The organism is uncultured Meiothermus sp. (genome assembly GCF_937863175.1).
In the GTDB taxonomy this organism is placed as follows: domain Bacteria; phylum Deinococcota; class Deinococci; order Deinococcales; family Thermaceae; genus Meiothermus.
In genome coordinates, this window is record NZ_CALMCQ010000482.1 from 1 (window position 1) to 11,980 (window position 11,980).

Consider the following 11,980-nt stretch of genomic DNA (forward strand, 5'->3'; position numbering starts at 1 on the left):
GCGGTGGTGCTCAAGCACGAACTCCTGGATGCTGGGGAGCATTTGCGAACCCTGGCAGCCCGCATTGGCGAGCATGCCTATTTCCTGCGCCGCATCCGGGAGTGCCTGGACGAAGCCGGAAATGTGCGCGACGATGCCACCCCCCGACTGCGGGAAATCCGCCGCCGGGTGAATCCCCTGCGCGAGCAAATTCAGGACAAATTGCACCATTTGATGGAACGCAGTCCAGAAGCCATCCAGGAACGCTTCATCACCATCCGGCGCGACCGTTATGTGGTTCCGGTGAAGGCCAGTTTTCAGAATAAAATTTCGGGTATCGTGCTCGACCAGTCCGATTCGGGTTTGACGGTCTATATTGAACCAACCAGTGTGGTTCCACTGGGTAACCAACTCGCTAGCCTGAAACTCGAAGAAGACGCCGAGGTCAACCGGGTACTCTTCGAGTTGACGGCCATTCTGGGCCACGACCTCGAGCTGGACGAAACTTTGCGAACGCTCACCGAACTCGATACTGCCCGGGCTGCCGCCAGTCTGGCCGAGGACTGGAGGCTGGTGCGGCCCCGCCTGAACAAAGAGGGACTGTACCGTCTCAAGTCCGCACGCCATCCGCTGATCGCAAACCCTGTGAGCAACGACCTCGAGCTGGCCCAAGAGCACCGGATCCTGCTGATCACTGGCCCCAACATGGGCGGCAAGACCGCTCTCTTAAAGACGCTGGGTCTGGCTGTTTTGATGGCCCAGTGTGGGCTTTTTGTGGCCGCGGAAGCAGCAGAAATTGCCTTCCCGGATAGGCTGTTTGTGGACATCGGCGACCAGCAGTCTCTCCAGGAGAACCTCTCGACTTTTGCCGCCCATGTGTTGCAGCTTAAGGAGGTGCTGGAAGCGGCAACCCCCCATAGCCTGATCCTGATTGACGAGTTGGGCTCGGGCACTGATCCCGAGGAGGGCGCCGCCCTGGCGCAAGCTTTTGTAGAGGGGTTGCTCGACAAGGCGGTGCGAGGGCTGATCACCACCCACCTCTCCCCACTGAAGGCCTTTGCCCAGGACACCCCCGGTCTACAGAATGCCTCGATGCGCTTTGACCTGGAACACTTGCGCCCTACCTATCAGTTGGTGGTAGGAGCGCCGGGGCGCAGTTATGCCCTCTCAATTGCCCGGCGGCTGGGCTTTCCTGAGATTATGGTGGAACGGGCCGAAGAACTGCTGGGGCCGGAAGGGGGGCGGCTCGAGCGCTTGCTGGCCTCGCTCGAGGCTGAGCGTGAGCGCTTGCGAGTGGCCTGGCAGGCCGCTGAGAGCCAGCGGCAGAGGGCAGAGGGCCTGGAGCAGGAGCTTGCCTGGCAACAGGCCGAGTTGTCGCTAAACAAGCAACGATTGCTCGAGGAGGCCAGGGCCGAAGCCGAACAGGTGGTACAGGATGCCCAGGAGCGGGTGCGGCAAACCAGGGAACGCAACAAAACCCAGGGTCAGGGGCAAGTCATGCACGAACTCATCCAGCTTCGCAGTAGATACCAACGCCCAGAAAAGCTCGCACCGCCTGAGGCGGGTCTGCAGGTAGGAGCTGCGGTAGACGTGCCCGAGTACGGCGGCCAGGGAACCATTGTAGAACTAAGGGGTCAAGAGGCCGTGTTGCAAATGGGTGCAGTGCGGATAACCGTGCCCCTTGCGCGCTTGCAGCCCAAGGAAGAACCCCGCCCCCCCAGATCTGCAGGCAGCGTCCGGCACAAAGCCAAAATTGCGACGGAGCTTAACCTGCGCGGCCTCACGGTGGAGGAAGCCTTGCTGGTGGTGGACGATTACCTGGCCGAAGCGAAAGCCACTGCCACGACCCCCGTACGCCTCCTCCATGGCAAGGGCACCGGAGCCTTGCGCAATGCTTTGCGCGATTCACTCAAACGCGACCGGCGGGTAGAAGGTTTCCACGATGCAGTGCCCTATGAGGGCGGGCACGGGGTGACGGTGGTGCATTTGCGGGTATAAGTTACTGCATCCAGTTCGGCCTACGTTCGGAGTCTGCGTCCGTGACAGCGTGGTTTTGACCTACCAGGGTAGACAAGCCCCTTATGGTGCAGCTCGGGCGGTTTTCAAGGCGAAAATTCCCCTCGCACAACATTTTTTATCCAGCGAACAGTCTCATACCGAGTTCGGGTAGCTGGTCTCTTGACGGGAAACCATCTACCCCGACCAACGAGAGTAGACGGTCAGTACCCGGCTCACCGCCACTTCAATCTCACGTAAATCAAAGACATGAGTCGCTTATTAGTATGAAGGCCATGATTCTCATGAGAAATCGGGCTACCCTGCTAGCATGGAAGGAATGGATCAACCCCTAATCCTGATCGTTGAAGACGAGAAGGACATCGCCCGCTTTATCGAACTCGAGCTACAGGCCGAAGGCTACCGCACCGAGGTGGCTTATGACGGTATCACCGGTCTTTCACGCTTCCGCGAAACCAATCCCAATCTGGTAGTGATGGATCTGATGCTGCCGGTGATGGATGGCCTGGAGGTGGCCCGCCGGATTCGCAAGACCTCCAATGTGCCGATTGTGATTCTGACCGCCAAAGACCGGGTAGAAGATAAGGTTGAAGGGCTGGATGCCGGGGCCGACGACTACCTGGTTAAGCCCTTTAGCATTGAAGAACTGCTGGCCCGTATCCGAGCCCACCTGCGCCGCGTTACCCCTGCGATTACTGGAGAGATTCGGGTCTCGGATTTGATTATCAATCTCGAGGGTCGCGAGGTTTATCGGGGCGGGCGGCGCATCGAGTTCTCCAACAAGGAGTTCGAACTGCTCGAACTGCTGGCCAAGAGCCCCGGCAAAGTCTTCAGCCGCTTCGAGATCGAAGAAAAGGTCTGGCCTGGCTATCAGGGTGGCTCCAACGTGGTGGACGTGTACATCGGCTACCTGCGCAAGAAGCTGGAAGGCACGGGCGAACGCCGCCTGATCCACACCGTGCGCGGCGTGGGCTATGTTCTCAGAGAGGACTAGCCAGATTGCCCATTAGCCCCTCGCGGATAGCGAAACCGCTGACAACAGGCTATCGGCGATTGACCATTGACTCTAGACCATGACCCTGCGTACCCGCATCACCCTGCTTACGCTGGCCCTGCTGGCCTTTTCATTGTTGCTGATCGGGGGATCGGTGTACGGAACCCTGCAATTCACGCTCTACGACAGCCTGCGTCGCGAGTTGACCGAGACTTCGGTAACTGCTCAACGGCTGATTCAAGAGAGAGGCCACCTCGACGGCCTGCCCCTGACGGTTTATGGACAGGCCTTGTGGGTTCCTTTCCCCGACCCCACCGCCCATGACATCCTGCAGGGAGCCGCCATCCCGATTGCCCAGTCGGTTGCACTGAGCAACTCTACCCTGACGCTTTCAGAAAGAGGCTTGCAGGAGGTGTTGCGATCGGGCGGGTTTTACACCCAGACCGTCCTCATCCGACCCGATGGCACCGAAGTTCCACTGCGGGTGCGGGCGGAACGCCTCCAGACCGAGATTGCCGGGATTCCCCAGGGCAAGCAATTGGTAATTTTGCTGGTGGGCAAGTCTACCGAGGGTATCGAAAGCACCCTGGCCGATTTTGCCCGTACCTACACCGCCACTGCCATTCTGGTGTTGATTTTTGGCGGGCTCCTGGCCTTCCGGCTGGTACGGCAGACCCTGGAGCCCCTGGAATGGATCGCCAAAAAGGCTGAACAGGTCAGCAACAAACCCGACAAACTGCCCGAACTCGAGGGCAACAACGAGGTGGCCTCGCTGGTCAGGTCGCTCAACCGGATGCTCTCGCGACTGGAGGGCGCCTGGGAGACCCAGGGTCGGTTTCTGGCTGATGCTTCGCATGAATTACGCACCCCGGTAACGGCTATTTTGGGGCATATCAGCTATCTGATAAGGCGCACCCAGATTTCGGATCAGCAACGCGAAAGCCTCGAGATCATCAAGCGCGAATCGGAGCGGATGCAGAAGCTGGTAGGGGATTTGCTCGAGCTCTCCAAAACCGGCGGAAGCTGGAAGGTAGAACTGGGTTCGGTACACCTTCGAACGGTCTTAAACGAAATTGAGGAGGAGTATAGCAAGAGTTTCGAGGGCAGCATGGAGGTGCTGGCCTCCGACAATTTGTGGGTGCTGGGCGACCCCGAACGGCTGCATCAGGTAATCGCCAATCTGGTTTCCAACGCCATCAAGGCCAGCTCTACCCATATCCGGCTGGTGGTGCTAGATCTGGCGGAACGGGTGGTGGTGCGGGTGGAGGACAACGGGGAAGGCATCGCCAGTGAGCACCTTCCCCATTTGTTTGAGCGCTTTTACCGCGTAGACAAGGCCCGTGACCGCGAGCGTGGCGGCAGTGGGCTGGGGCTGGCCATTGTGCGCTCGATTGTGGAAGCCCATGGTGGCAGCGTGTGGGCCGAGAGCGAGCCCGGCCGGGGGTCGGTTTTCAGCATCTCGCTCAAGCGGGCCACTGCACCCCATCCGCAACTGGCCTGACCTCAGCAAATCAACGGCCCGTGGTTCTCTTCTCTTTTCCTACTGGGCTACCCCTGGCTTTCCGGGCCTGTACCCTGAACTTCTGCTCGAGCGAGGCCGCAAAGGCATGGTTGGTGTAGTCGAGGGTGATGGGGGTTACGGAAATGAAGCCATGCTGAACGGCCCAGAAATCGGTACCTTCTTCCAGCTCCGCGGTGGGCTTTCCCGCTACCCAGTAGTAGGGCCGTCCGTCGGGGTCCTCTCGTTCGACAATGGAGTCTTCGTAGCGATGGGTGGAGAGTCGGGTAATCTTAACCCCCTGGGGTGCGCGGTTGGGGAAGTTGACATTGAGCAGGGTCTTGTTTGGCAGACCATGCTTCAGCACCCACCCTGCAATCGGTACTGCGCCCTGTGCTGCTTCCTCAAACTGTAGTTCCTCACCTGAGGCATCCAGGCTGAAAGCAATCGAGGGAATTCCCAGCGAAGCCCCTTCCAGAGCCGCCGCTACGGTGCCCGAGTGGGTCAGATCCAGGCCCATATTGACCCCAATATTGATCCCCGAAACCACCAGATCGGGCCGACCCAGCAGCCTGCTGCCCAGCACCACACAGTCCGCAGGCGTACCGTCTACTCGGTAGGCCGGAGTCTCGCCAAATCCCGCCGAGGCCGTGTGCCTGAACCGCAGGGGCCTGCGAAAGGTGATGCTATGCCCCACACCCGACTGTTCGACATCGGGAGCGACTACATTCACCTGAGCAATCTGACGCAAAGCAAGGGCCAGAGCCTTGATTCCTGGTGAGAAGATACCATCATCGTTGGCAACAAGGATACGCATACGCGATTAGCCTAACGCCAAAAGGCCTGTGCGGAAAGCGGTAGCGAAAGGTAGTGGTTTGTGCGTGCGTATGGGAAATGCGTTTACCGGACGATCCCCGCTGGGACGGAGCAGCCTCCGTACACCAGGCGGACGATCCCCGGCACCCTCGATCTCACCCACCAGTCAAGGACGAACGGGAAACCAGAACGCTGCTAGCACCGGGTACCTGTACCTAGGCGTATACCAGTTCGACTACAACATAGGTCTGGCTACCCTTGGGACTTTTGACCTGCACCTCATCGCCCACCTTTTTGCCCATCAGGGCCTGGCCCAGGGGGGATTCATTGGAAATTTTACCGCTGAATACATCCGATTCGTGGCTACCCACCATCGTAACGCTCATACGCTGGCCGGTGGAAGTCTCGAGTTCCACTGTCACCCCGATCTGCACCTCGGTGGGGATGCCGTTGCCCAACTCCACCCGTTGCACCCGACTCAGGATGTCCTCGAGTTCGGCAATACGGGTGTTGTTTTGCCACATAGCCCGCCGAGCCTCGTCGTAGCCTGCATTTTCACGCAAATCGCCCTCGGCAATTGCCCGGCCCATCTCATCGGCAATTTGTTGTACTTTTTCGCTTTTCAAATAGGCAAGTTCCTGCTCGAGTCGCACCTGGCCCTCAGCGGTAAGGTATACTGGCTTTTTGTCTAACATCAAACAAAACCTCCATAGGCCTAGCGGATGTAGACCCCGACTTCAGTATAGTACAGCGCTCGATTCTGAGGTTACTGGCAGCCGGGTTAGAGACCGGAACCGGGGACATCTGAAGCCGTATTCCGCTCGAGACCCTGGTAGATGCTTTCAACGCAGGCCCCACCTCGAGCCGGGAGTGTGTACTCGTGGATGCTTGGGGTGGTTCGAAGTAGCCCGCCAACTGCCCCCGTTCGCACACAGGGGCTACTGGCAAGCGACCTCTAGGGGCCAACCCGGACGACTCGGGCTACCGAGGGCACACCGCTGGAGTTGATGACAAAGACCATGTAGAGATTGGGGGGGGCCAGGTTGGCATTGCCAGGGGCAGTCACCGTAAGGGTGCCTGTCGCTCTTGTCTGTATAGTCAAAGGCATAAAGCGCTGGGTGTAATTGAAACCATGGGTCGAAGCGCCCAAAGCCAGCAGGGTTACGGACTGGATACTGGCCGAGTCAGGTGTGTTGATGCTAAAGCTCTGGCCATACTGGATCGAGCTGGGGATGCTGCTGATGGTGGGGCGGGTTGCCAGCGAGCCGCTGCTATTGAAAAGGTAGGGTGGGTAATAGATCTCGTAGTTTTTCTGGTTGACCCCAGCCAGGGTGGTTCCGCTACCCGGCTCACACTCGGCCCCACAACCCCCACTGCCCGCCGTCCAGACCGTTGCATCGGGTAGCAGCAAGGCCACAGCGTGGTAGTTGCGCGGACGCTGCGCCCGGGCCACGGTTGTCCAGGTGTTGGTGCTCGGATTCCAGACTTCACCATGGTAGACCGACGAAGGGATGTCCCATAAATCGCCGTTATTACCACCATTTACAAACACCCGACCATCCGCCAGCAGTGTAGCGTTCGGGTGGGTGCGGGCAAAAGCCATTAAAGGCCCTGCCACCGAGCTGACGCCACTAGTTAGATCAATCAGCGTGCTGGTAGCACTGGCAGTAGTACCACCTCCAATGGTGATAATGCGGCCTGGTGTGAACATTACCGATGAACCATACCAACGATAGGGGCCCTGGCGCATCCAGGTCTGGCTGCTCCACGATCCACTACCCGTGGTATTGAGATAGGACATGGTGTTGCTCCAACCTGCGTGGAACACCTGCCCATTGGGTGCTACATGCATCCAGGGGAAGTAGTGTTCGAAGGTGCGCCCAGCCGTAGTAGCCCCAGTTAACTGGCGCAGGGTGCCACTGGTCTGCCAGACTTCGTGCACAGTATTATTGGCACCGGTCTCGGTCTGTCCGCCAGTGATCAGCAGCTCGCCATTGGGCAAAGGCGTCACACTGGGATACCAGCGCCCGGCCCGCATGTTGGGCCCCCTGGTCCAAGTTCTAGAAACCGGGTCGAAGATGTTGGTGTGCAGGCTCCCGTTGGGAGAACCCAGGTTGCCCCCGGCTACCAGCAAACGTCCATCGTGCATCACTGCCCAACCCGCACAGAAGAGGTCGGTGGTGTTGTTGTTGACCTCCTCAAAGGTGTTGTTCACGGGATCCCACAGGGTTACGATGGAGCTCTGGTGGAAGACCGCACTGGCATCCTGGATATCGCGGTAGACCCCGATGCGGTCGTAGCTATACCAGGCGATCACCTTGCCATCGGGCAGGAGCGCGGCATGGGTCGCCACCAGCGGGAAGTCGCGCACCGGGCCAAAAACCCCGCTTGTGGTGGCAGTGCTTCCTCCGTTGATGGGGGTTTCGATGGGAGGTGTGGTAACGCTGGCACTGGCTGCTGCACCCCGTACCCCGTTCACCAGTGCTGAGACCTGGTAGGTATAGACCGTACTGGCCGATAGCCCATTGTCCACGAAACTCGAGGCCACAGGTGCTCCAATCTGGACAAAAGAACCAGTGCTGCCCGTGCGCCGCTCGACAATATAACTGCTGGCACCGATCACCGCCGACCAGTCCAAATAAACACTGCCTGCCGAAAGTCCCACGGCAATCAAGTCGGTTGGCGCGACAATGGGATCGGAAGGAGTAGCACCATCGGCGTATAAGAACCGCTGGGGAATAATTTCTCTGGGCTGCCTGGGGCTGCTCCACGAAAGCTGGGCCACGGCCCCACCGCCATTCTCGAAATAGTCCATCCGAATGCTATAACGCTGTCCGGCGATCAGGGCAATTGTTCCGGTGCGGTCGGTGGGGGACTGGTTAACCCAGCGATCAATGATGAGTTGGTTGTTGACCCATAAACGCACCCCATCATCGGTTCGGGTAATGAAGGTATAGGTTTCGCTAAAGCGGGCCTCGATCTGCCCCGTCCAGCGCGCACTGAAGGTGTCGGGGCCGATCCGAGGGTCAGGCGAACCAGTACCCCAGTTGAAGTTGATGGTGGCATCGGTACGGGTGAAGGTGGTGCCGGTGAAATCTATGTTGTCAAAGTAACGCCCTGTCAAACCGCTGCCGCTGGAAGCCGCTGTGGTGGTTACTTGCTGCTCCACGCCCCCACTGCTACCGGCTGCGTTGACAGCTCGCACCCGGTAGGTATAGGTGGTGCTGGCCGTGACAGTATTGTCTGTATAGGTAAGGGCGGTGAGATTGGTGGCCAATACGCTGTAGCTACCAGTCCCCACGCGGCGCTCGAGGGTATAGCTGGTAGCCCCCGACACCGCACTCCAGTTCAGAACCACACTCGAGGCCGAGGTGGCACTCGCGGTAAAGGTGGAGGGGTTGGCAGGAGGTTGGGGCTGGCTCGAGCTGGCCACCCACTCGAACCAATCGTAGTTACCAGCGGCAAAGTCGGTGGTCGAAACCGCTTCGAAGGCAATCCGCACCGTCCGCGTGCCAGCCGTCAGGGGAATGGCGGCACGGGTGACAATACTGTAGGTATCCCAATTGCCTGCCGCTGGCACATCGAGCAAGCCGGTCACATCCTGGTCGTCCACCAGTACCCGGAACCTGGCCCCGGCCATCCGGTTGTTGACCCGCACCCGCAGATCGTAGTTGCCGGTCTGGGCCACTGCCACGGTGTACTCGAGCCACTCCCCCACCACGGTCCAACCCACCAGACCCCAGCCCGTACCTGCCAGCACATCTACCGGAGTATTGCGGTATCCTCCACCCCGATTGATGGTATCGCTATCGGAGAAAGAGATGCCCTGGCCTCCCTCGTCGAAATCTTCGAACTGAATGGTTCCTGGCACCGGCCAGGGGGTGCTACGACCATAGGGGGTCTGCTGGGGATTGACAGCAGGGGTGGTGGCGCCGGTCTCGACTCCAGTAGTGATGTCTGTGCCGTTGGTCGCCTTTACGCGATAGGTGTAGGCAGTGCTGGCAACCAGCCCGGTATCGGAATAGGTAGTGGTGGAAGGGGTGGCAATCTGGACGAAGCTGGTGGTGCTGGTGCGGCGCTCGAGGATGTAGCCGGTGGCTCCGCTGGCAGGGTTCCAGCTAAGCGCGATGCTGGTTGGTGAAGTTGCAGAGGCAGTGAAGCCGGTCGGATTGAGAAGACTGGTGCTGCCGGCACATACCAGCCGGGCATCGGCCCAATTGGCGTGGTCGTAGTAAACGTTGTCTCCCCCATCGCTGATGAGCAGGCGCAGTTGTTGCCGCCCGGTCACGTCCACGTCTACCGGCTGGCTTGGGCTGTTGCCCCGCATCACGCCAGAGTTAAACAGGCTAACGCCATCGGCGAACACCTGAAACACTACCGAGCCCCACTGGGTCTGGGTATCTATCTCATCATCCAGGCCCACCACCGCCTGAAACCGGCTACAGTTGGCTTCCAGGCTGTACATAATCTCTGAATTGGCGTGTGCACCCAGTCCTTTGGCATAGTTCACCCCGTTGAGGGTGAGGGTGCGGCCATCTCCCGCAGCCGACTCGCCGTTGCTCTGATCACGCTCAACCGGCCCCCAACCGTTGGTGGCCGTTACCCAGTTCAAATCGCTCAGGTACACATTGCCCGTCGGGGCTGCCATAATGCTCAGGTTACGATCATTCCAGGGCTTTGGCCCCAGCCGATAGGGTTCGGGGATGTTGGAATTGGGGCTCGAGCACGCGGTCAGAGCCACCCCCATTACCAGCAACAAAAGCCAGTGTCTATACCCTTTCCAATATGCCACCATACCCAACCCTCCTGCCACTACAAAACACGCCGTATTGGTCAAAGATTTAGCCAGCCATAATGAATGCTTAATGTAGTGTAACCAGACCGGGGGACATTTGCCCCGTTATCGTGTTCGTTATCCCCGATGGGAAGCAGGAAACGAATTCACAGGTCGGCGAGAAATCAGCCCTCATGAACCCGCGGTTGACAAAAATAACACTGTAAAGTATATTAACGTTGTGCGTAGTGTATCCCAGACCCGCCAGGAGCGCATCAAGCAGCGCAGCCTCGAACGCCGCGAGCGATCCCGCCAGGAGACCCGCCAGGCCATTCTGGAAGCGGCGATCCGGATGTTTGAGCGCGAGGGTTATGAAGGCTTTAGTTTGCGTCAGGTCGCCGAGAACATCGGTTACACCCCCACCACCATCTACCTCTATTTCAAAGACAAGGACGACCTCTTATTTGCGGTCTGCTCCCAGGGTTTTACCGAGTTTACCCACGCTCTGCAAACCGCCTATGCCACCCATTCCGACCCTTTAGAGCGGCTGCAGGCGTTGGGCTGGGCCTATTTCGAGTTTGGCCTCTCTCATCCCCTGCATTATCAGATGATGTTCATGCAAAGGGCAGAATGGATAACCGAAGCTCCCAGCGCCAAGGGGGACGCCGAAGGTTCCAACTCCTATTTGATCCAGATGAACGCGGTGATAGAGGCTATGAAGGCTGGGGTCATTCGCATGGGTGACCCCATCGAGACCACCAATCTAATCTGGTCGGGCATCCACGGCATCGTTTCACTGGCTTTGAGCATGAAGGGCATTGTGCCGAAATGGGAAGAAGCCGAGACACGGCGGTTGGTCAAAGGCTATTTTCAGATGCTTATAAAAGGCCTGCAGCCCTAGTTCTTTTTTTGACGATTTACTTTACGGCGTTAAGTGAAGTGAATATAGCAAGTAAAGGAGTGATGTATGAAAGAACTACATGTCATCTTTGGGACTGGCCCCCTCGGAAGTTCGGTGGCTAAGGAGCTGCTGCAGCAGGGATACCAGGTGCGGATGGTTAACCGCTCGGGCCAGGCCACCGTACCAGGCACCCAGACCGTGGCAGGCGATGCCTATTCGCTGGATGTTACCCGTCGGGTGACCGAGGGCGCGGCGGTGGTCTACCAGTGCGCCCAACCAGCCTACCACCGCTGGGCTGAGGAGTTTCCCGCCCTGCAGGGCAGCATTCTGGAAGGGGCCGCTGCCAGTAAAGCCAGGCTGGTAATCGCAGACAACCTCTACATGTATGGCGATCCCCATGGGCGAATCATCAACGAAAGCTCGCTGGAAGACCCTTACACCAAAAAGGGCAGAGTGCGCAAAGCCATGGCGGATGCGGCCTTAGCGGCCCACCAAGCGGGCAGGTTGCAGGTTGCCCTTTCACGCCCTTCCCACTACTTCGGGCCGGGCTACGTCATTGGCGGTGACATGGTGTTCAAAAAAGCCTTACAGGGCAAGGCCATGTTGTTTCTGGGCCGCCTCGACCTGCCCCACAGCTTCAGCTATGTGCCGGACGCAGGCAGGGCCATGGCCATCCTGGGAACCAGCCAACAGTCCTGGGGGCAGATATGGGTTCCGCCGGTGCAACCCGCCCTGACTCAGTTGGAATTTGCACGAAAAATCTGGCAGGCTGCTGGGCAGCCCGGCAAACCCAAAGCCCAAAGTCTCAGCCGTTTTATGACCCAACTCGCAGGTCTGTTGGTACCGGCCATCCGCGAATCGGTGGAGATGCTATACGAGTTCGAGAAACCGTACGTAGTGGATTCTTCCAGGTTTGAAAAGGCTTTCGGAGTCAGGGCAACCCCCACCGATGAAGCCATCCGACAAACGATGGACTCCTACAGACCTCCACTGAAATCCAGG

Annotated in this window: 8 protein-coding genes; 5 read left to right on the forward strand and 3 right to left on the reverse strand. The window is 58.7% G+C overall.

Going from position 1 to position 11,980, the window contains the following annotated elements; translation table 11 throughout:
* The 3 genes from Q0288_RS17835 to Q0288_RS17845 all read left to right on the forward strand — a co-directional run.
* The coding region (locus tag Q0288_RS17835) for a Smr/MutS family protein (RefSeq protein WP_299433734.1) at window positions 1–1,977 on the forward strand (1,977 nt) is incomplete at its 5' end.
* 337 nt (window positions 1,978–2,314) lie between these two features.
* A complete protein-coding gene (locus Q0288_RS17840) occupies window positions 2,315–2,989 on the forward strand; it encodes a response regulator transcription factor (protein ID WP_208015319.1) in 675 nt (224 codons plus the stop codon).
* Between the two features lie 79 nt (window positions 2,990–3,068).
* Complete coding sequence (locus Q0288_RS17845) at window positions 3,069–4,490, forward strand: HAMP domain-containing sensor histidine kinase (protein ID WP_299433740.1); 1,422 nt, start codon at window positions 3,069–3,071, stop codon at window positions 4,488–4,490.
* 10 nt (window positions 4,491–4,500) lie between these two features.
* Here Q0288_RS17845 and surE read toward each other — a convergent pair whose 3' ends face one another.
* From surE to Q0288_RS17860, 3 genes are all read right to left on the reverse strand, one after another.
* Window positions 4,501–5,304: a 5'/3'-nucleotidase SurE gene (gene surE, locus Q0288_RS17850; RefSeq protein ID WP_299433742.1), complete on the reverse strand. Its 804-nt coding sequence runs from the start codon at window positions 5,302–5,304 to the stop codon at window positions 4,501–4,503.
* Window positions 5,305–5,518: 214 nt separating this feature from the next.
* The gene (greA, locus tag Q0288_RS17855; protein WP_299433754.1) at window positions 5,519–5,998 is read right to left on the reverse strand and encodes a transcription elongation factor GreA; all 480 of its coding nucleotides are present in this window, start codon (window positions 5,996–5,998) and stop codon (window positions 5,519–5,521) included.
* Window positions 5,999–6,258: 260 nt separating this feature from the next.
* Window positions 6,259–10,098 (reverse strand): NPCBM/NEW2 domain-containing protein, encoded by a 3,840-nt coding sequence (locus Q0288_RS17860; protein ID WP_299433745.1) that lies wholly within the window; start codon window positions 10,096–10,098, stop codon window positions 6,259–6,261.
* A 220-nt stretch (window positions 10,099–10,318) separates the two neighbouring features.
* On the opposite strand from Q0288_RS17860, the gene Q0288_RS17865 reads away from it, so the two are divergent.
* Entirely contained in the window at window positions 10,319–10,978 is a 660-nt protein-coding gene (locus tag Q0288_RS17865) for a TetR/AcrR family transcriptional regulator (RefSeq protein WP_299433748.1), read from the forward strand.
* A gap of 66 nt (window positions 10,979–11,044) precedes the next feature.
* A partial coding sequence (locus Q0288_RS17870; protein ID WP_299433751.1) for an NAD-dependent epimerase/dehydratase family protein occupies window positions 11,045–11,980 on the forward strand: 936 nt, incomplete at its 3' end.